An 18,511-nucleotide genomic window follows, 5' to 3' on the forward strand; every position below is an offset into this window, starting at 1 on the left:
GCCGGTGCCGCCCTCTCCTGGAGCACCCGCCATGAACGTTCGCACCGCTGTCGCCGTCTCGCTGGCCGCCGGTCTCGTCACGGGGATGTCCGTCCTCCCCGCCGCCGCCCACTCCCCCGTGTCCGCCCTCCCGGTCGCCGCCACCGCCCAGCAGCAGAGCGGCCGCGTCCTGCCCTCCCCGGGCACCGACGCGCTGTCCGCCCCGTCCGCCCCGTCCGCCCCGTTGGCCCGGTCCGCCCCCGACGTCGACGCCCTGCGGGCCGCGGTCGGCTCCGTGCGCGATCCGGCGGCCTCCGGTGCCACGGCGGCGCTCGTCCGGGTCGGCGGTGACAGCAGATGGCACGGCAGCGGAGGGGTGCACGACCTGCGGTCCGGCCGCCCGGCCGATCCCGGCGCGCGCTTCCGCGCCGGTTCGGTGACCAAGGTCTTCACCGCGGCCGCCGTGCTCCAGCTCGCGAGCGAGGGCGCCGTCGACCTGGACCGTCCCGTCCGGGCCTACCTCCCGGATCTCATCCCGGCGGCCTACGGCGGTGTCACCGTGCGGCAGTTGCTCGACCACACCAGCGGGATACCGGCCCCCGACTTCCCCGGCTCCACGGTCGAGGACTGGTACGAGAACCGCTTCGCACTGCATGACGCCCGTGCCATGGTCCGCTCGGCGACGTCCAAGGAGCGCGAGTTCGCCCCCGGCGCCCGGCAGCACTATCTCAACATCGGCTACACGATCGCGGGTCTGCTGATCGAGCGCGTCACGGGCGACACCTACGAGGAGCGGATCGCCGAGCGGATCCTGCGCCCCCTCGGCCTGCGCGACACCTATCTCCCGGGGCGGAGTCCGCGTATCCAGGGCCCCCACAACCGGGGTTACCAGATATTCGGCCTCCCGGACGGCTCCACCGAACTGCGGGACGTGAGCGTCTGGGGTGCGACGGACGGCTGGGCCGCGGGTGACATCATCTCGACGACCGCCGATCTGGAGCGCTTCACCCGGGCCCTGTTCGGCGGCCGTGTGGTGCGCGGCCCGCTGCTGGAGGAGATGTTCACCCTCCCGCGGCTGGCCGAGGGCACGGCGAGTTACAGCGTGGGGCTGACGCACTGGCGTCTCGGCGGCCGCGACGTGTGGGGCAAGACGGGCGGCCGCTGGGGGTACAACGCGGGCATGGGCGGCACCCGTGATCTGACGACCACGCTGGTCTACAGCGTCAACTCGACCGACGCCAAGGGCCAGGACCGCAGCGCGGTGGTGATGGGGCTGATCACGGGCACCTTCGGCGCACCCGACGAGGGATGACTCCCGCAGCGGGGGTTCAGGTTCCCGCGACGGCCGCAGCGGGGGCCGGCCCGGAGGCCGCCTCGCCCAGCGCCTCCAGGCGCTTGATCCTGCGGCGGACGATCTGGAGCGGGATCACCCCGAACACCCCGAAGGACATGTCGACGACCGACCACCAGAAGGGAATGCCGCGCAGGGGGCCGCAGATCAGCGCGAGCGGGATGATGCCCGCGCACGCGATCATCCCGAACTCGATCACCCAGATGTTGCGTACCGGGTCGCGGTAGGGGCCGTAGAAGGCGACGGCGATCACCAGGTGGGCGAAGGCGAGCCAGTCGGTCCCGTACAGCACGAACGGATACCGCTCGTCGGTGACTTCGAGACCTTCGCGGACTCTCTCGACCCACTCCATCAGCCCCGGCAGGTGCTCGGGCACGGGCGACACCGAGGAGCCGAGCAGCCCCTCCACCCACCGCATCTCGGTGACCAGCGGAAACGCCGTGGCGCCGCTGAGCACCAGGCAGACGACGAAGAAGACCAGCCAGACACGTATCCCCCGCACGAGGGCTTGCCGCTCGCTCATGCCCTGACCCTACGCCAGATATGAACATGTTCAAAAGTGGGTTCGCCGTATCGCGTCACGAGCGGCGCGGGCGTCACGGACGGCGTGGGCGTCACGGACGGTGCGCGGCGCGCGGGCGCCGGGGACGGCCGGCGTACGCGCCCCGCACCCGCCCGGACACACGACAGGCGGGGCGGGGGCTCCTCGCCCCCGCCCCGCCTGTCACGGGCCGCACCGCGCGCCGGCCGGGCCGCACCCCGGCCGGCCCCGGATCCCGGCCGGCGGCCGGACCTCAGCCGTCGAGCGACGTCATGACGTGCTTGATCCGGGTGTAGTCGTCGAAGCCGTAGGCCGACAGGTCCTTGCCGTAGCCGGACTTCTTGAAGCCGCCGTGCGGCATCTCCGCCACCAGCGGGATGTGGGTGTTGATCCAGACGCAGCCGAAGTCCAGCGCCTTGGACATGCGCATCGCGCGGGCGTGGTCCTTCGTCCAGACCGAGGAGGCGAGCGCGTACTCGACCCCGTTCGCCCACTCCAGCGCCTGCGCCTCGTCGGCGAAGGACTGCACGGTGATCACGGGGCCGAAGACCTCGTTCTGGATGATCTCGTCGTCCTGCTGCAGACCGGAGACGACGGTGGCGGCGTAGAAGTAGCCCTTGTCGCCGACGCGCTGCCCGCCCGCCTCGACCTTGGCGTGCGCCGGAAGCCGGTCGATGAAGCCGCTGACCTGGGCGAGCTGGTTGGCGTTGTTCAGCGGGCCGTAGAGCACGTCCTCGTCGTCCGGCGCGCCGGTCTTCGTCTCGGACGCCGCCTTGGCGAGCGCCGCGACGAACTCGTCGTGGATGGACTCGTGCACCAGGACCCGGGTCGCGGCCGTACAGTCCTGGCCGGCGTTGAAGAAGCCCGCCACGGAGATGTCCTCGACGGCCTTGGGGATGTCGGTGTCCTCGAAGACGACGACCGGCGCCTTGCCGCCCAGCTCCAGGTGGACGCGCTTGACGTCCTTGGCGGCGGAGGCGGCGACCTGGATGCCGGCGCGTACCGAGCCGGTGATGGAGGCCATCGCGGGCGTCGGGTGCTCGACCATCAGGCTGCCCGTGGTCCGGTCGCCGCAGACGACGTTGAAGACGCCCTTGGGCGCGATCGCGCCGATGATCTCCGCGATCAGCACCGTGGACGCCGGAGTGGTGTCGGACGGCTTCAGCACCACGGTGTTGCCCGCGGCCAGCGCCGGCGCGAACTTCCACACGGCCATCATCATCGGGTAGTTCCACGGCGCGACCTGCGCGCAGACGCCGACCGGCTCACGGCGGACGATGGAGGTCAGGCCCTCCATGTACTCACCGGCGGAACGGCCCTCCAGCATCCGCGCGGCACCCGCGAAGAACCGGATCTGGTCCACCATCGGAGGGATCTCCTCGGTGCGGGTCAGCTCCAGGGGCTTGCCCGTGTTCTCCGACTCGGCCGCGATCAGCTCCTCGGCGCGCTCCTCGAAGGCGTCGGCGATCTTCAGCAGCACCTTCTGGCGCTCGGCCGGCGTGGTGTCCCGCCAAGCGGGGAAAGCGGCCGCCGCAGCGTCCATGGCCGCGTCGACGTCGGCCTGTCCGGACAGCGGCGAGGTCGCGTACACCTCGCCGGTGGCGGGGTTGACGACGTCGATCGTCCGGCCGTCGGCGGCGTCCTTGAACTCCCCGTTGATGTAGTTGCGCAGACGACGCAGCTCGGTGGTCACTGTTGCCACCCCTCCTTGAGATGTCCGATGGGTGAGACACTCCACCCTAATCCGTTCTCGGACGTTTTCAACAGGCCTGACCCTCGCCAACTTCGGATTCAGTACGATCCGACGCCTTGAACGACGAATTTCATCGCTCATGACTTGCCAGACCGACGAGTCCCGGTGCAGAGTGAGCTCGTGGCCAGCCGTAGCGCAGACATCAGGAACGGGAGCGGCGGCGGACCGTCGCCGACGATCGACGCGGTCTCCCTCGCGATCATCGAGCAGCTCCAGGAGGACGGCCGCCGTCCGTACGCCGCGATAGGCAAGGCCGTGGGCCTTTCCGAGGCGGCAGTCCGGCAGCGCGTCCAGAAGCTCCTCGACCAGGGCGTGATGCAGATCGTCGCCGTCACCGATCCCCTCACCGTCGGTCTGCGGCGCCAGGCGATGGTGGGCATCCGGGTCGAGGGCGACCTCGATCCGGTTGCGGACGCGCTCACAGCCATGGCCGAATGCGAGTACGTGGTGATGACCGCGGGCTCGTTCGATCTGATGGTGGAGATCGTCTGCGAGGACGACGACCACCTGCTCGAAGTGATCAACAAGCGGATCCGCGCGCTCCCCGGCGTGCGCTCCACCGAGAGCTTCGTCTACCTCAAGCTCAAGAAGCAGACCTATATGTGGGGAACCCGATAGCCGTGAGCCAGGACCGCAGCGACCTCTCCAAGTCCGCCTACGACCACCTGTGGATGCACTTCACCCGCATGTCGTCGTACGAGAACGCACCCGTGCCCACCATCGTGCGTGGTGAGGGCACCTACATCTTCGACGACAAGGGCAAGCGCTACCTGGACGGCCTCGCCGGCCTCTTCGTGGTGCAGGCGGGTCACGGACGGCACGAGCTCGCCGAGACCGCGTACAAGCAGGCCCAGCAGCTGGCCTTCTTCCCCGTCTGGTCCTACGCCCACCCCAAGGCCGTCGAGCTCGCGGAGCGCATCGCCCACCACGCCCCCGGCGACCTCAACAAGGTCTTCTTCACCACCGGCGGCGGCGAGGCGGTCGAGACGGCCTGGAAGCTCGCCAAGCAGTACTTCAAGCTGACGGGCAAGCCCACCAAGTACAAGGTCATCTCGCGTGCGGTCGCCTACCACGGCACCCCGCAGGGAGCCCTGTCCATCACCGGTCTGCCGGGCCTGAAGGCGCCCTTCGAGCCGCTGGTCCCCGGCGCGCACAAGGTGCCGAACACCAACATCTACCGCGCCCCGATCCACGGCGACGACCCCGAGGCCTTCGGCCGCTGGGCCGCCGACCAGATCGAGCAGGAGATCCTGTTCGAGGGCCCCGACACCGTGGCCGCCGTCTTCCTGGAGCCCGTGCAGAACGCGGGCGGCTGCTTCCCGCCCCCGCCCGGCTACTTCCGGCGGGTCCGCGAGATCTGCGACCAGTACGACGTACTGCTCGTCTCCGACGAGGTCATCTGCGCCTTCGGCCGCCTGGGCACGATGTTCGCCTGCGACAAGTTCGGCTACGTGCCGGACATGATCACCTGCGCCAAGGGCATGACCTCGGGCTACTCCCCGATCGGCGCCTGCATCGTCTCCGACCGGCTGGCGGAGCCCTTCTACCAGGGCGACAACACCTTCCTGCACGGGTACACCTTCGGCGGCCACCCGGTCTCCGCCGCGGTCGGCCTCGCCAACCTCGACCTGTTCGAGAAGGAGAAGCTGAACCAGCACGTCCTCGACAACGAGGACGCCTTCCGCGCCACACTGGAGAAGCTGCACGACCTGCCGATCGTCGGCGACGTCCGCGGCAACGGCTACTTCTACGGCATCGAGCTCGTCAAGGACAAGCACACCAAGGAGTCCTTCAACGAGGAGGAGACCGAGCGCGTCCTGTACGGCTTCCTCTCCAAGGCGCTGTTCGACGCCGGCCTCTACTGCCGCGCCGACGACCGCGGCGACCCGGTCGTCCAGCTCGCCCCGCCGCTCATCTCGGACCAGCGGACCTTCGACGAGATCGAGCAGATCCTGCGCTCGGTCCTGACGGAGGCCTGGACCAAGCTGTAGCGGCACCCGGCCCCGGGCCGCCTCCCCCGGCCCGGCCCCCCGCACGTCCCGGCACACGGCCCGGGTGCATCCATCCGAGTGAGATGGACGGCACCCGGGCCGCGTGCTTCCCCGGACCCCGCCACTCGACTCCCTAGCGTGCCCAGTGACCGATCGGCCCTGACTTCGTTCCCCCGTACGGGGGTCCGGAAATCCGATCAGAACCGAGGAGTACGCATGGTCGCCCCGCCGGACAACGATGTGATCTGGGCTCGTTCCCTGCACCACGCCCATCGCGGCTCGCCGGCGCTCGTCGGCGTCTCGCTCGGAGTGCGGGAGGGCGAGATCCTCGCCGTGTGCGGTGCGCGCGGCAGCGGCAAGACCACCCTGCTGCGCTGCCTCTCCGGCCAGCTCGTCCCCCAGCAGGGCGAGGTCTGGTTCAACAGCTCGCCGGTGCACACGATGCCCCCGCTGCTGCGCGAACGGATGCGCCGCGACCGGTTCGGCTGGATCGACCCGGAGCCGGTGCTCGTCCCCGAGCTGAAGGCCTGGGAGAACGCCGCCCTCCCGCTGCTGCTGAGCGGTGTCCCCCGCCGGGCGGCCAAGACCACCGCCCTGGAGTGGATGGAGCGGCTGGACATCGGCGCGGCCGCCCAGAAGCGCCCCCACGTCCTGCTCCGCGCCGAGCAGCAGCGCGTGGCCGTGGCCCGTGCCCTGGTCACCACCCCGTCCGTGCTCTTCGCCGACGAGCCGACCGCGACCCTGCACAGCACCGACGCGGCCCACGTCCTGCGCACGGTCACCGCCGCGGTGCGCTCGCACCGGGTGACGATGGTCCTGGCCACCCACGACCCGGACACGGCCTCGGTCGCGGACCGTGTCATCACCCTCGGCGACGGCCGCCGCACCGGCACGGCGACGGTCACCGACGCGGAAGGCCGGGCCGCGTGCTCGCTCTCCGTCTAGCCCGTGGCGCCCACCCCCTGGTGCAGCTCCGCCGCCTGATGGTGGCGGCGGCGTCGGCCGGGGTCGGCTTCCTGCTGCTGTGCGCGCTGTCGTACGCGCTGTCCCATCCGGCCGACTCGGGGGCCGCCACGCTGCGGCTGCTGTGGTGCCTGGTCCCGCTGGCCGCGACGGTGTACTTCGCCGTGTCCGTCGCCCGCTCCGACCCGGGCACCCGCCCGCGGGCGGGGCTGTCAGCCGCCGGCCTCGGCCCCGCCAGGCTGGGGGTGACGGCCGCGGTGACCACGGCCGTGGCCGCGACCCTGGGCAGCGCGGTGGCCCTGCTGTTCTTCCTGCACCTGCGGGGGGACATCACCGGGCTGCCGTTCGACGGCGCCGCCGCCGACCTGCTGGCCGCAGAGGAATCGCTTCCGCTGGGCGCAGCCCTGATCCTGCTGGCGCTGGTCCCGCTGACGGCCACCGCCGCCGCCGCGGTGGCGCTCCGCCCCCGGCCCGAGGAGGCGGAGGGCGACGACGAGGCGCCCGCGCCCACACCCGCCGGGCTGCCCTGGGGCGTCGCGCTCGTCGCGGCCGGCCTCGCCGTCGAGACCTACGCGGGCGGCCGGGACTCCGGCGGCACGCTGCCGCTGCCCGGCCAGGGCGCGGGTCACCCGGCCGGCGTGCTGGTGGGGTGGACGCTGACGGCTGCGGGGCTCTGGCTGGCGGGTCCGGCGCTGACGCATCTGTGCGGTCGCCTGCTCCAGGCGTTCCGGCCGGGCGCCACCCGGCTGCTCGCGGGCCGGATCCTGATGCAGGAGGCACGCCGTGTCGGCCGCCCGCTCGGTGTGGTGTGCGCCGTCGGCTCGGGCGCGGTGGCGGCCCTCGCCGTGTACGGGGGCGTTCCGCGCCCGTGGGGGCCGCTGACGGTCCTCGGGGCGGTGCTGGTGGTGACGTGTACGACGACCGTGCTGGTGACGGCCGTGGTGGAGGCGCGGCGGGCCCGGGCGGGCATCACCGACGCGCTGCTGCGGATCGGCACCCAGGCCACCGCGCTGCGCAGGGCGGCCGTGCTGCGCGCGGTCGCGCTGCTGGTGGTGTTCGCCCCGCTCACCTGGGCGGTCGCCACGCTCGCCGCCGCGCCGCTCAAGGGCTGAGCGCACCAGCGCGGGCGCCGGCCCCGTGCCCGAAGGCCCGGGTAGGGACGGGCCCGGGCGCGGACAAGGCCGGACGCGGGCGGTCAGGCGCGGTCCAGCACCACGACGTCCGCGGGGTCGAAGGCCACCCCGACACCCGCGCCCTCGGCGGGCGCGTCCCGCAGCGGGCACTCGGCCTCCAGCACGGGGCCGTCCGCCGGGCGCAGGCGCACGGCGACCCGGCTGCCGCGGAAGGTCATCGACTCGACGACCGCGGCGAGGCCCTCGCCGGCCGGGGTGAGCCGCACCCCCGACGGCCGTACGAGCAGGGTGCGTTCGCCCTGCGGCGCGCCGTCGGGGACGGGGACCTTCCCCCAGGCGGTGGCGGCGGCGGTGCCCGTGACGGTGGCGGGCACGACGTTGTCGAAGCCCAGGAAGCGGGCGACGAACTCGGACGCCGGCCGCTGCCACACCTCCAGCGGGGTCCCCGCCTGGGCGATGCGCCCGTCCCGCATGACGACGACCCGGTCGGCGAGCGCGAACGCCTCGCCCTGGTCGTGGGTCACCGCGAGCACCGTGGTGCCCAGCCGGCCGAACAGACCGCGCAGTTCGACGACGAGGCGCTCCCGCAGACCCCGGTCGAGCTGTCCGAGGGGTTCGTCGAGCATCAGCAGCCGGGGCTCCGGGGCGAGGGCCCTGGCCAGGGCCACCCGCTGCTGCTCGCCCCCGGACAGGGACGCCACCGGGCGCCGCTCCGCGCCGGGCAGCCCGACGAGGTCCAGCAGCTCCCCCGTGCGGCGGGTCCGCTCGGCGGCCGCCGCGCCGTGCATGCGCAGCCCGAAGGCGACGTTCCCCGCGACGTCGTGCTGCGGGAAGAGCTGGTGGTCCTGGAACATCAGGCCCACGCCGCGCCGGTGGACCGGCACCCGGGTCTGGTCCGTCCCGCCGAGCAGGACGCGCCCCTCCCCGGCGGACTGGAGCCCGGCGACCACCCGCAGCAGCGTGGACTTGCCGCTGCCGCTCGGTCCGAGGACGCAGACGATCTCGTGCTCCTCGACCGCGAGGTCGACCCGGTCGAGCACGGCGCGGTCGCCGAACCGCACGGTGACGCCCTCCAGGTGCAGCAGCGTCATCAGAACTCCCCGGAGGTCTTGTCGGGACGGATGCGTTCGAGGGCGAGCAGCGCCACGGCGCAGACCGCCATCAGCACGGTGGACAGGGCCATCGCCTGCCCGTAGTTGAGCTCTCCGGGCCGTCCGAGCAGCCGGGCCACCGCGACGGGCAGGGTCGGGTTGTCGGGCCGGGCGATGAAGACGGTGGCGCCGAACTCGCCCAGCGAGACGGCGAAGGCGAAGCCCGCGGCCACCAGCAGCGCCCTGCGCACCAGCGGCAGGTCGACCTCGCGCCACGCGCGCAGCGGGGACGCGCCGAGCACGGATGCCGCCTCGCGCAGCCGGGCGTCCACGGCGCGCAGCACCGGCAGCATGATGCGGACGACGAACGGCACTCCGACGAGCGCCTGGGCGAGCGGCACGAGGATCCAGGAGGTGCGCAGGTCCAGGGGCGGCTCGTCGAGCGCGATCAGGAAGCCGAAGCCGACCGTGACGGCCGAGACGCCGAGGGGCAGCATCAGCAGCGCGTCGAAGCCCCGCACCAGCCGGCCGGCCCGCCGGGTCAGCGCCGCGGCGGCCAGCCCGCCGACGACGACGGAGATCGCGGTCGCCGCCGCCGCGTACTCCAGGGAGTTCCGGATCGCCTCGACGGGCGGGACGAGGAAGGTGCCGCCCCGGGAGTCGACCACCGTCAGGGCCCGGTAGTAGGCGAGGCCGTAGCCGCCGGGGGTGTCGAAGGACCGCTCGACGAGCACCGCGAGGGGCGCGACCAGCAGCACGAGCACGGTCGCGACGACGCCCGCGAGGAGCGCCCACTGCCCCGCGCCGCGCGGTCTGCGCGCCGTGCGGGCCGGATCGACGAGGCGCAGGGTGCTCTCCCTGCGGCGCACCGTCCGGGCGTGCACGGCGAGGATCGCGCCGACGGCGGCGAACTGGATCAGGGTGAGCACGGCGGCCGTGGGCAGGTCGAGCAGGTCGGCGGTCTGCCGGTAGATCTCCACCTCCAGCGTGGAGAAGGTGGGGCCGCCGAGGATCTGCACCACGCCGAAGGAGGTGAAGGTGAACAGGAAGACCATCAGCGCGGCCGCCGCGAGCGACGGCACCAGGGCGGGCAGAGTCACCCGGCGCCAGGCGGTGAACCGGCCCGCGCCGAGCACCCGCGCGGCCTCCTCCTGGCGGGGGTCGAGCTGCGCCCACAGGCCGCCGACGGTGCGGACGACCACGGCGTAGTTGAAGAACACATGGGCCAGCAGGATCGCCCAGACCGTGGTGTCGAGGCGCACGCCCCACAGTTCGTCGAGCAGCCCGCCCCGTCCGATCAGGGCGAGGAAGGCGGTCCCGACGACGACGGTCGGCAGCACGAACGGCACCGTCACCACCGCGCGCAGCAGCCGTCTGCCGGGGAAGTGGAACCGGGCGAGGACGTACGCCCCCGGGAGGGCGATCAGCAGGGTGAGCGCGGTGGAGGCGAGCGCCTGCCAGGTGGTGAACCAGAGCACCCGCAGGATCTCCGGCCGGCCGGCCACCTCGGCGACGCGGCCGAACTGCCACGCACCGCCGTCGTGCAGGCCGCGGCCGACGATGGCGGTGACGGGGTAGGCGAAGAAGACGGCGAAGAACACAACGGGCCCGGCCATCAGGGCGAGCCGCGCCGCGTTCCCGCGCCGGGAGGTCCTTACTTCAGGACGAGCGAGGACCACGAGCGGACCCACTGCTCACGCTTGTCGGCGATCGTCTTCGGAGCGACCGTCGCGGGCTTCTCCACGACCGCCCCGTGCCGGGTGAACAGCTCGGGCAGCTTCGCGCCCTCGACCACCGGGTTGACGAACATGTTCAGCGGCATGTCCTCCTGGAACGCGTCGCCGATCAGGAAGTCGAGCAGCGCCTTGCCGCCCGCCTCGTTCTTCGCGCCCTGGAGCAGTCCGGCGAACTCGATCTGGCGGAAGCAGGTCCCGGTCGCGACGCCGGTGGGCGCCTCGGCGGGCTGCGGCTCGGCGTAGAGGACCTCGACGGGCGGGCTGGAGGCGTAGGAGACGACCAGCGGCCGGTCCGCGCCGGCCTTCTTCCCGCCGGCCGAACCCGAGAACTCCTCGTTGTACGCCTGCTCCCAGCCGTCGACGACCTTGACGCCGTTGGCGTCGAGCTTCTTCCAGTAGTCCTGCCAGCCGGACTCGCCGAAGGTGCCGACGGTGCCGAGCAGGAAGCCGAGGCCGGGCGAGGAGGTGGCGGCGTTCTCGACGACGAGTAGGTCCTTGTACGCGGGCTTCGCGAGGTCGGCGAAGGTCTCCGGCGGCGCGAGCTTCTTGTCCGCGAAGTACTTCTTGTCGTAGTTCACGCAGATGTCGCCGGTGTCGACGGGGGTGACGCGGTGCTTCTCCGCGTCCAGCTGCACCTCGTCGGCGACCCGGTCGAGGCCCTTGGCCTCGTACGGGGTGAAGAGGTCGTTGTCGAGGGCGCGGGACAGCAGGGTGTTGTCCACGCCGAAGAAGACGTCGCCCTGCGGGGAGCCCTTGGTGAGGATCTCCTTGTTGAGCGCCGTGCCGGCGTCCCCGCTCTTGAGCACCTTGACCGTGTAGCCGGTCTGCTCGGTGAACGCCTTGAGCACGGTGTCGGACACCGCGAAGGAGTCGTGGCCGACGAGGGTGACCGTCTTGGAGGCCGTCCCGTCGCTCTTCCCGCCGTCGGATCCGCCGCCGCAGGCGGCGAGGACGGTGACGCCGAGGGCGGAGACGGCCGCCATGGCGACGGCACGGCGAAGCTGGCTGTTCATGTGGTGCTGACTCCCTACGCCGGTATGACCCGGATCAGGTCCGAGGGTCTGCGGCCGTGCCGCACTCTCAGCGCTGTGTGCGCTCCCCTGTCGGAATGTTTCGTTGTTCTTCGACGCACACGCTCATCTGTGCGAATGCACGGGCACAGTACCAGCCGGGCGCGGGGGCCCTCCGGTCACCGCTCCTGCGCGGCGAGCTGCCCGCAGGCCCCGTCGATCTCCTGGCCACGGGTGTCGCGGACGGTGACCGGCACCCCGTGGGCGGCGATGGCCTCGACGAACGCCTTCTCGTCCTCCGGCCGCGAGGCGGTCCACTTGGAGCCGGGGGTCGGGTTGAGCGGGATCAGATTGACGTGGACGCGCTTGCCCTTGAGCAGGCGGCCCAGCAGATCGCCGCGCCAGGCCTGGTCGTTGATGTCGCGGATGAGCGCGTACTCGATGGAGATCCGGCGGCCGGACTTCTCCGCGTACTCCCAGGCGGCGTCGAGGACCTCGCGCACCTTCCAGCGGGTGTTGACCGGTACCAGGGTGTCGCGCAGCTCGTCGTCCGGCGCGTGCAGCGAGACGGCGAGACGGCACTTGAAGCCCTCGTCGGCGAAGCGGAGCATCGCCGGGACGAGGCCGACCGTGGAGACGGTGATCCCGCGCTGGGACAGGCCCAGTCCGTCGGGCTCCGGGTCGGTCAGCCGGCGGATGGCGCCGACGACCCGCTTGTAGTTGGCCAGCGGCTCGCCCATGCCCATGAAGACGATGTTCGACAGCCGCGCGGGACCGCCGGGGACCTCGCCGTCGCGCAGGGCGCGCATGCCGTCGACGATCTGGTGCACGATCTCGGCGGTCGACAGGTTCCGGTCGAGGCCGGCCTGGCCGGTGGCGCAGAAGGGGCAGTTCATCCCGCAGCCCGCCTGCGAGGAGATGCACATGGTGACCCGGTCCGGGTAGCGCATCAGCACGGACTCGACGAGCGTGCCGTCGTGCAGCCGCCAGAGCGTCTTGCGGGTGGTGTCGTCGTCGCACGAGATGTGCCGCACGACCGACATCAGGTCCGGCAGCAGCTCCCCGGCGAGCTTCTCGCGCGCGGCGGCGGGGATGTCCGTCCACTGCGCGGGGTCGTGCGCGTAGCGCGCGAAGTAGTGCTGGGAGAGCTGCTTGGCGCGGAACGGCTTCTCGCCGATGGCGGCGACCGCCTCCTTGCGCTCGGCGGGCGTGAGATCGGCCAGATGCCGCGGGGGCTTCTTGACCCCGCGGGGCGCGACGAAAGTGAGTTCTCCGGGAAGCGGACGGGCCACGGTTGAGCGTCTCCTCAGGACGACGAGGTCGGGCATCCCCGAACGGACGGGGACCACGGCACCACGATGCCGACGCCAGGAGACCTCACTGGGCCATCCCCACGGCGGCAGGGACGACAAGGGCCCGCGCGCGGTGCTGCGCCACGGGCCCTTCCAGCGTACCTGCTGTCCGTCAACCGCTTCCGACGAAGAGCACCAGCAGCAGCCACACCACCGGGGCGGTCGGCAGCAGCGAGTCCAGCCGGTCCATGATGCCGCCGTGCCCGGGAAGCAGGCTGCCCATGTCCTTGATGCCCAGGTCGCGCTTGATCATCGACTCGCCGAGGTCGCCGAGGGTGGCGCTGGCGGCGACCGCCAGGCCCAGCAGCAGCCCCTGCCACCAGGTGCCGTCCTCGACCAGGAACTGCATGCACAGCGCACCCGCGGCCATGGCGAAGCCGACCGCTCCGAGCAGCCCCTCGCGGGTCTTCCCGGGGCTGATGCGCGGCGCCAGCTTGTGCTTGCCGAAGCGCCAGCCCACCGCGTAGGCGCCCGTGTCGCTGACGACCGTGAGCACCAGGAAGGTGAGCACCCGCTCCGGGCCGTCGTCCGCGGCGAGCATCATCGACACGAAGGTCGCGAGGAACGGCACGTAGAAGGCGGCGAAGACACCGGCCGTGACGTCCCTCAGATAGCCCTCGGGCGGCTCGGTCATCCGCCAGACCAGCACGGCGAGGGCGGTGAGCGCCATCGCCACCCAGGCGCCCTCGGCGCCGCGCAGATAGCCGGCGACCACCATCGCGGCACCGCCGACGGCCAGCGGCACCAGAGGTGCCTTGATCTGCTTGCGCTCCTGGAGGCGGGAGGTCAGTTCCCACAGACCGACGACGACGGCGACCGCTATCACGCCGACGAACACGGCCTTCACGAAGAACAGCGACAGCACGATCACCGCGCCGAGACCGACCCCCACCCCTATGGCCGCCCGGAGGTCGCGGCCGGCCCGCTTCTTCCGGGGCGGCTGCGGGGAGGGCGTCGGCTGCGGCGCGGCATGCGTCGGCTGCGGCGCGGGGGCGGACGGCGGGGTGGGCATGGGCTCCTGCGGATTCTCGTCGCGGAACAGGGGGCCGCCGAGCCGTGCGGCACCCCCGTCGGGGGCCTCGCGGCCGGCTCGGCCGGCGGGGCCTGGAGCGGACTGGGCGTCTCTACCTGCGTCGGGAAAGTCCGGCACGATGGGCATGGGCCGAGTCTGCTGTGCCCCGTGCCCATCGTGGGCAGGACCCGCCGGGAGGGGCCCCTGGTCGGGCGGTGGCCATGCACCGGCGTATCCCGCGCCGGGCGAGGCCCCCCAGGAAGAGTCGTTCATCAGACCTCGAGCAGCTCGGCTTCCTTGTGCTTGAGCAGCTCGTCCACCTGCGCGACGTACTTCGCGGTGGTGTCGTCGAGCTCCTTCTCCGCGCGGCGGCCCTCGTCCTCGCCGACCTCGCCGTCCTTGATCAGCTTGTCGATCGACTCCTTGGCCTTGCGGCGCACGGCGCGGATCGAGATCTTGGCGTCCTCGCCCTTGGTCTTGGCGACCTTGATGAACTCCTTGCGGCGGTCCTGCGTGAGCTCGGGGAAGACCACGCGGATGATGTTGCCGTCGTTGCTCGGGTTGACGCCGAGGTCGGAGTCGCGGATCGCCTGCTCGATGTTGCGCAGCGCGGTCTTGTCGAACGGCGTGACCACGGCCATGCGCGGCTCCGGCACCGAGAACGAGGCCAGCTGGTTGATCGGGGTCAGGGCACCGTAGTAGTCCGCCACGATCTTGTTGAACATCGCCGGGTGCGCACGTCCGGTGCGGATCGCGGCGAAGTCATCCTTGGCGACCAGGACGGCCTTCTCCATCTTCTCCTCGGCCTCGAGGAGGGTCTCTTCGATCACCACTTGCTCCTGCGTGTCTTGAGTGGGGCCCCGGCATCGGGACCGGTCCGTCGGAACCTGCGTCGCGTGTTCCCTGCACGGTGTCCGACCGGCAGGACTTTGTCCATCCCCCGGGGTGCGGCCCCCGGGGACCCCGGTCAGGCCCGGGTGTCCCGGTCGCTCACGAGCGTGCCGATCTTCTCACCGTTGACGGCCCGGGCGATGTTGCCCTCGGCGAGCAGCTCGAAGACGAGGATCGGCAGGGCGTTGTCGCGGCAGAGCGTGATCGCGGTGGCGTCGGCGACCTTGAGGTTCCGGGCGATCACCTCGCCGTACTCCAGCGCGTCGTACTTCACCGCGTCGGGGTTGGCCTTCGGGTCGGAGTCGTAGACCCCGTCGACACCGTTCTTGCCCATGAGCAGCGCCTCGGCGTCGATCTCCAGGGCACGCTGTGCGGCGGTGGTGTCGGTGGAGAAGTAGGGCATGCCCATGCCCGCGCCGAAGATGACGACGCGGCCCTTCTCCAGGTGGCGCACGGCGCGCAGCGGGATGTACGGCTCCGCGACCTGCCCCATCGTGATGGCGGTCTGGACGCGGGAGTCGATGCCCTCCTTCTCCAGGAAGTCCTGGAGGGCGAGGCAGTTCATGACCGTGCCGAGCATGCCCATGTAGTCGGAGCGCGCCCGGTCCATGCCCCGCTGCTGGAGCTCGGCGCCGCGGAAGAAGTTTCCGCCGCCGATCACGACCGCGATCTCGGCGCCGTCGCGTACGACCGCCGCGATCTCACGGGCCATGGCGTGTACGACGTCGGGGTCCACCCCCAGGCCCCCGCCGCCGGCGAACGCCTCACCGGACAGCTTCAGCATGAAGCGGCCGGCTTTCTTGCCGTGGTTGTCGTCGCCCTTTGCGGCGTCCTGATTCATGGAGATCTCCTCGTGCACATACGAAGAAGGCCATTGCCCTGGGGTCCTTGCGGTTTCCCGTACGGCAATGGCCTCCTCGTCAGATCTGCGGTCGCCCGGCGCGGACGCGGACGACTGCCTCAGACCCTACCGGGGTCCGGTGTCCGTGGCGTACGGACTCAGATGCCGACCTTGATGCGGCTGAAGCGCTTGAGGGCGACTCCGGCCTCGTCCAGGATCTGCTGGACCGTCTTCTTGTTGTCCAGCGCGTAGGGCTGGCCGAGGAGGGTGGCCTCCTTGAAGAAGCCGTTGACGCGACCCTCGACGATCTTCGGGAGGGCGGCCTCGGGCTTGCCTTCGGCGCGGGTGGTCTCCTCGGCGACGCGGCGCTCGGTCTCGACGACCTCGGCCGGGACGTCCTCGCGGGAGAGGTACTTCGGCGCGAAGGCGGCGATGTGCTGCGCGACGCCCTTGGCGATCTCGGCGTTCTCCTTGTCGAGCTCGACGAGAACACCGATCTGCGGGGGCAGGTCGGGCATGGTGCGGTGCATGTACGCGGTGACGTAGCCGTCGGTGAACTGCGCGAAGCGGTCCAGGACGATCTTCTCGCCGAGGTTGGCGTTGGCCTCGTCGACGTACGCCTGGACGGTCTTGCCGGCCTCGATCTCGGAGGCGAGCAGCGCCTCGATGTCGGCGGGGCCCGTCTTGGCGACGTGCTCGGCGAGCGCGTTGGCGACGGCCTGGAACTTGTCGCCCTTGGCGACGAAGTCCGTCTCGCACTTCAGCTCGAGGATGACACCGGCGGAGTTGTCGCCCGCGATGAGGGAGACGACGGCGCCGTTCTCGGCGGAGCGGCCCTCGCGCTTGGCGACGCCCTTCTGGCCCTTGATGCGCAGGGCCTCGACGGCCTTGTCGACGTTGCCGTCGGCCTCGTCCAGCGCCTTCTTGCAGTCCATCATGCCGGCGCCGGTGAGCTCGCGGAGCTTCTTGACGTCAGCGGCGGTGTAGTTCGCCATGAGTCTGGGTTCTCTCTCGAAGTCTGAAAGATCTACGAAGATCGGGAAGATCTACGGGTGGACGGCGGGGGCCACCGGGCCCCCGCCGTCGTCAACCGAACCTGTGCAGGTCAGGCCGTGGTTCAGGCCTGCTCGGCGTCGGCGGCCGGAGCCTCCGTGGCCTCGGCGGCCGGAGCCTCGGCGGCCGGAGCCTCAGCGGCGGGCGCCTCGGCGGCCGGGGCGTCGGCCGGCTTCTCCGCGGCGTCGTCGGCCTTCTTCTCACCCTCGAGCAGGTCACGCTCCCACTCGGCCAGCGGCTCGCCGGCGGCCTTCTCGCCCGGCTTCGAGTCGCCGGTGGCCACGCCGGAGCGGGCGATGAGGCCCTCGGCGACGGCGTCGGCGATCACGCGGGTGAGCAGGGTGACGGAGCGGATCGCGTCGTCGTTGCCCGGGATCTTGTAGTCGACCTCGTCGGGGTCGCAGTTGGTGTCGAGGATCGCGACGACCGGGATGTGGAGCTTGCGCGCCTCACCGACGGCGATGTGCTCCTTCTTGGTGTCGACGATCCAGACGGCGCTCGGCACCTTCTGCATCTCGCGGATGCCGCCGAGGGTCTTCTCGAGCTTGGCCTTCTCGCGGGAGAGGACCAGGAGCTCCTTCTTGGTGAGGCCGGAGGCGGCCACGTCCTCGAAGTCGATCTGCTCGAGCTCCTTGAGGCGCTGCAGACGCTTGTAGACGGTCGAGAAGTTGGTGAGCATGCCGCCCAGCCAGCGCTGGTTGACGTAGGGCATGCCGACGCGCGTCGCCTGCTCGGCGATGGCCTCCTGGGCCTGCTTCTTCGTACCGACGAACATGATGGAGCCGCCGTGCGCGACGGTCTCCTTGACGAACTCGAAGGCGCGGTCGATGTACGACAGCGACTGGAGCAGGTCGATGATGTAGATGCCGTTGCGCTCGGTGAAGATGAAGCGCTTCATCTTCGGGTTCCAGCGACGGGTCTGGTGACCGAAGTGGACGCCGCTCTCCAGCAGCTCCCGCATCGTGACGACGGCCATGGCCGTATCTCCTTGGGTTCTCGGTTGTGTCCTGACGCCCCGACGCGCCGTGCCACAGAAGGACCGAGGAGCGCGGCCACCGACCGCTGAGGGTCCGGTGGCGGGGCGTGCGAAGTCGACCCGGTGACCCGGATCGCCAGATGAAGTGTACGGGACCCCGGGGGCCCCGGGTGACGCCGCTGTCCACAACGGCCCGGTTGTCCACAGATCCGGACCATGATCCACTCGCGGCGGCCCGCCGGGGCACGGTTGCGCCATGAACCGCGCACTCTCCGTGCGGCGGCGCCGTGCGCCCGCCGCCCCGCGTCCCGGCTCTCCCGGGGGCCTCGCCCGCCTCGCCCGGGCGGCGCCGGCGGCCGTCCTGCTGCTGCTCGCGCTGTGCGCCGCCCCCGCCCGGGCCGGCGAGGGCCCCGCGGGGTACGGCTGGCCGGTCGGCGCGCCGCGGCCCCTGGTGGTCAGGGGCTGGGATCCGCCCGTCTCACCGTACGGGGCGGGGCACCGGGGCGTCGATCTCGCCGCGGCGGCCAGCTCCCCGGTGCGCGCCGCGGCCAGCGGGCGGGTGTCCTTCGCGGGCCCGGTGGCGGGGCGCGGCGTGCTCGTCATCGCGCTCGACGGCACGGGCGACCCGCCGCTGCGCACGACGTACGAGCCGGTGACGGCGCTGGTCGCGGAGGGCGACGAGGTCGCGGCCGGGCAGATCGTCGCGACCCTGGACGCCGGGGCGGGGCACTGCCCGGGGGCCTGCCTGCACTGGGGCCTGCGGCGCGGGGACGCCTATCTCGATCCGCTGTCCCCGCTGCCCCGGGAGCTGCTGCGCGGCGGGCCCTCCCGGCTGCTG

At 71.8% G+C, this 18,511-nt stretch carries 16 protein-coding genes, 1 pseudogene and 1 riboswitch; of the genes and pseudogenes, 6 read left to right on the forward strand and 11 right to left on the reverse strand.

Annotation, left to right across the window (positions count from 1 at the left end):
* Positions 1-31 precede the first annotated feature (31 nt).
* Positions 32-1,291, forward strand: coding sequence for a serine hydrolase domain-containing protein (locus JE024_RS10070; RefSeq protein ID WP_205373261.1), 1,260 nt, complete (start codon positions 32-34; stop codon positions 1,289-1,291).
* A 16-nt stretch (positions 1,292-1,307) separates the two neighbouring features.
* Here JE024_RS10070 and JE024_RS10075 read toward each other — a convergent pair whose 3' ends face one another.
* Positions 1,308-1,853: a hypothetical protein gene (locus JE024_RS10075; protein ID WP_205373262.1), complete on the reverse strand. Its 546-nt coding sequence runs from the start codon at positions 1,851-1,853 to the stop codon at positions 1,308-1,310.
* A 271-nt stretch (positions 1,854-2,124) separates the two neighbouring features.
* The gene (locus JE024_RS10080; protein WP_205373263.1) at positions 2,125-3,564 is read right to left on the reverse strand and encodes a gamma-aminobutyraldehyde dehydrogenase; all 1,440 of its coding nucleotides are present in this window, start codon (positions 3,562-3,564) and stop codon (positions 2,125-2,127) included.
* 180 nt (positions 3,565-3,744) lie between these two features.
* On the opposite strand from JE024_RS10080, the gene JE024_RS10085 reads away from it, so the two are divergent.
* The 4 genes from JE024_RS10085 to JE024_RS10100 all read left to right on the forward strand — a co-directional run bounded on the left by JE024_RS10085 (position 3,745) and on the right by JE024_RS10100 (position 7,690).
* The gene (locus tag JE024_RS10085; RefSeq protein ID WP_205373264.1) at positions 3,745-4,242 is read left to right on the forward strand and encodes an Lrp/AsnC family transcriptional regulator; all 498 of its coding nucleotides are present in this window, start codon (positions 3,745-3,747) and stop codon (positions 4,240-4,242) included.
* Complete coding sequence (locus tag JE024_RS10090) at positions 4,227-5,615, forward strand: aspartate aminotransferase family protein (protein WP_205373265.1); 1,389 nt, start codon at positions 4,227-4,229, stop codon at positions 5,613-5,615. Before JE024_RS10085 ends, JE024_RS10090 begins: the two co-directional genes overlap by 16 nt.
* Positions 5,616-5,831: 216 nt before the next feature.
* The gene (locus JE024_RS10095; protein WP_205373266.1) at positions 5,832-6,560 is read left to right on the forward strand and encodes an ABC transporter ATP-binding protein; all 729 of its coding nucleotides are present in this window, start codon (positions 5,832-5,834) and stop codon (positions 6,558-6,560) included.
* Positions 6,542-7,690: a hypothetical protein gene (locus JE024_RS10100; protein WP_205373267.1), complete on the forward strand. Its 1,149-nt coding sequence runs from the start codon at positions 6,542-6,544 to the stop codon at positions 7,688-7,690. Before JE024_RS10095 ends, JE024_RS10100 begins: the two co-directional genes overlap by 19 nt.
* Before the next feature lie 83 nt (positions 7,691-7,773).
* On the opposite strand, the gene JE024_RS10105 is transcribed toward JE024_RS10100, so the two are convergent.
* From JE024_RS10105 to rpsB, 9 genes are all read right to left on the reverse strand, one after another.
* Complete coding sequence (locus JE024_RS10105) at positions 7,774-8,802, reverse strand: ABC transporter ATP-binding protein (protein ID WP_205373268.1); 1,029 nt, start codon at positions 8,800-8,802, stop codon at positions 7,774-7,776.
* Positions 8,802-10,418 carry an ABC transporter permease gene (locus JE024_RS10110; RefSeq protein WP_205373269.1) on the reverse strand — a complete coding sequence of 539 codons (1,617 nt, stop codon included), beginning with the start codon at positions 10,416-10,418 and terminating at the stop codon, positions 8,802-8,804. The genes JE024_RS10105 and JE024_RS10110 overlap by 1 nt, the downstream gene beginning before the upstream one ends.
* Before the next feature lie 38 nt (positions 10,419-10,456).
* Entirely contained in the window at positions 10,457-11,551 is a 1,095-nt protein-coding gene (locus JE024_RS10115; protein WP_205373270.1) for a thiamine ABC transporter substrate-binding protein, read from the reverse strand.
* A riboswitch (TPP riboswitch) is annotated at positions 11,546-11,650 on the reverse strand. It overlaps the preceding gene by 6 nt.
* A 77-nt stretch (positions 11,651-11,727) precedes the next feature.
* Positions 11,728-12,840 carry a dual-specificity RNA methyltransferase RlmN gene (gene rlmN, locus JE024_RS10120; RefSeq protein WP_244882743.1) on the reverse strand — a complete coding sequence of 371 codons (1,113 nt, stop codon included), beginning with the start codon at positions 12,838-12,840 and terminating at the stop codon, positions 11,728-11,730.
* A gap of 172 nt (positions 12,841-13,012) precedes the next feature.
* Positions 13,013-14,185 carry a phosphatidate cytidylyltransferase gene (locus tag JE024_RS10125; protein WP_205373271.1) on the reverse strand — a complete coding sequence of 391 codons (1,173 nt, stop codon included), beginning with the start codon at positions 14,183-14,185 and terminating at the stop codon, positions 13,013-13,015.
* Positions 14,185-14,742, reverse strand: a complete 558-nt coding sequence (gene frr, locus JE024_RS10130; protein WP_205373272.1) for a ribosome recycling factor — start codon at positions 14,740-14,742, stop codon at positions 14,185-14,187. The genes JE024_RS10125 and frr overlap by 1 nt, the downstream gene beginning before the upstream one ends.
* Before the next feature lie 137 nt (positions 14,743-14,879).
* Positions 14,880-15,644 (reverse strand): UMP kinase, encoded by a 765-nt coding sequence (gene pyrH, locus JE024_RS10135; RefSeq protein ID WP_205373273.1) that lies wholly within the window; start codon positions 15,642-15,644, stop codon positions 14,880-14,882.
* A gap of 158 nt (positions 15,645-15,802) precedes the next feature.
* The gene (gene tsf, locus JE024_RS10140) at positions 15,803-16,639 is read right to left on the reverse strand and encodes a translation elongation factor Ts (protein ID WP_205373274.1); all 837 of its coding nucleotides are present in this window, start codon (positions 16,637-16,639) and stop codon (positions 15,803-15,805) included.
* Positions 16,640-16,761: 122 nt separating this feature from the next.
* The gene (gene rpsB, locus JE024_RS10145; protein ID WP_205373275.1) at positions 16,762-17,673 is read right to left on the reverse strand and encodes a 30S ribosomal protein S2; all 912 of its coding nucleotides are present in this window, start codon (positions 17,671-17,673) and stop codon (positions 16,762-16,764) included.
* Positions 17,674-17,929: 256 nt separating this feature from the next.
* Between rpsB and JE024_RS42090 the strand changes: the two are divergent.
* Positions 17,930-18,400: pseudogene (locus JE024_RS42090) on the forward strand (peptidoglycan DD-metalloendopeptidase family protein); the annotation flags it as partial.
* Positions 18,401-18,511: the final 111 nt, after the last annotated feature.

This window comes from Streptomyces zhihengii (assembly GCF_016919245.1).
GTDB classification, from domain to species: domain Bacteria; phylum Actinomycetota; class Actinomycetes; order Streptomycetales; family Streptomycetaceae; genus Streptomyces; species Streptomyces zhihengii.

What these genes read in the sequence shown, in the direction of transcription:
- JE024_RS10095 (WP_205373266.1), top strand. Translation starts at nt 5,832, where the DNA reads ATGGTCGCCCCGCCGGACAACGATGTGATCTGGGCTCGTTCCCTGCAC.
- JE024_RS10125 (WP_205373271.1), bottom strand. Translation starts at nt 14,185, where the DNA reads ATGAACGACTCTTCCTGGGGGGCCTCGCCCGGCGCGGGATACGCCGGT.
- pyrH (WP_205373273.1), bottom strand. Translation starts at nt 15,644, where the DNA reads ATGAATCAGGACGCCGCAAAGGGCGACGACAACCACGGCAAGAAAGCC.
- JE024_RS10115 (WP_205373270.1), bottom strand. Translation starts at nt 11,551, where the DNA reads ATGAACAGCCAGCTTCGCCGTGCCGTCGCCATGGCGGCCGTCTCCGCC.
- JE024_RS10070 (WP_205373261.1), top strand. Translation starts at nt 32, where the DNA reads ATGAACGTTCGCACCGCTGTCGCCGTCTCGCTGGCCGCCGGTCTCGTC.
- JE024_RS10110 (WP_205373269.1), bottom strand. Translation starts at nt 10,418, where the DNA reads ATGGCCGGGCCCGTTGTGTTCTTCGCCGTCTTCTTCGCCTACCCCGTC.
- rpsB (WP_205373275.1), bottom strand. Translation starts at nt 17,673, where the DNA reads ATGGCCGTCGTCACGATGCGGGAGCTGCTGGAGAGCGGCGTCCACTTC.
- JE024_RS10075 (WP_205373262.1), bottom strand. Translation starts at nt 1,853, where the DNA reads ATGAGCGAGCGGCAAGCCCTCGTGCGGGGGATACGTGTCTGGCTGGTC.
- tsf (WP_205373274.1), bottom strand. Translation starts at nt 16,639, where the DNA reads ATGGCGAACTACACCGCCGCTGACGTCAAGAAGCTCCGCGAGCTCACC.
- JE024_RS10105 (WP_205373268.1), bottom strand. Translation starts at nt 8,802, where the DNA reads ATGACGCTGCTGCACCTGGAGGGCGTCACCGTGCGGTTCGGCGACCGC.